The 821-nt window shown below is 70.9% G+C and carries 2 pseudogenes; both read right to left on the bottom strand.

Annotation, left to right across the window (positions count from 1 at the left end):
* Window positions 1–637 (bottom strand): annotated as a pseudogene (locus PUR56_RS00655) (beta-ketoacyl synthase N-terminal-like domain-containing protein); the annotation flags it as partial.
* A gap of 3 nt (window positions 638–640) precedes the next feature.
* Window positions 641–821, bottom strand: a pseudogene (locus PUR56_RS00650) (hypothetical protein); the annotation flags it as partial.

The following is an 821-nucleotide window of genomic DNA, read 5'->3' as shown; positions in this document are numbered from 1 at the left end:
CGGACTCGACGGCCGGGGGCTCCTCCACGATCACGTGCGCGTTCGTACCGCTGACGCCGAACGCCGACACACCCGCCCGACGAGGCCGGTCCCCGGCGCTCCAGGGCCGCGACTCCGTCAGCAACTCGACGGCGCCCGCCTACCAGTTGACCTCGGTCTACGGCACGTCCGCGTGCCGGGTGGCGGGCAGCGTCTCGTGCCGCATCGCCAGGACCAGCGTGATGATGCCGGCGACACCGGCAGCCGACTGCGTTTGGCCTATGTTGGACTTCACCGACCCGAGCCAGAGCGGGTCACCACCGTCACGGTCCTGACCGTAGGTGGCCAGGAGGGCCTGGGCCTCGATGTGGTCGCCGAGCGTCGTGCCGGTTCCGTGCGCCTCGACCGCGTCTACGGCCTGCGGGTTCAACCCCGCCTGCGCCAACGCCTCCCGGATCTCCAGCAGCTGCGACGGAACGTTCGGAGCCGTCAGACCGATCGACGCACAGTCCTGTTTGACCGCCGAGCCCCGCACCACCGCCAGGACCTGCCGACCGGCAGCCCTCGCAGACGACAACCGCTCCACGACCAGCAAGCCGACCCCCTCGGACCAACCCGTCCCGTCCGCCCCCGCACCGAACGACTTGCACCGGCCGTCATTCTACTGACCCCGGTGAAGAGGGCTGCCGGTCGGCAGGTCCTGGCGGTGGTGCTCGCCGGTGACACCGAGGGGTTGACGACCGGGCTGGGCGCGGTAGCTTCCGGGTCGGGTGGTCTGACGGGTGTTGCGGGTTCTGGTCGGGTGGCGTTCCTGTTCACGGGGCAGGGTGCGCAGCGAGCGT

It is taken from the genome of Streptomyces sp. BE303 (assembly GCF_036290945.1).
Classification (GTDB): Bacteria; Actinomycetota; Actinomycetes; order Streptomycetales; family Streptomycetaceae; genus Kitasatospora.
Note: the sequence above shows the minus strand (reverse complement) of the source record. Positions and strands in the feature narration are given on the sequence as shown.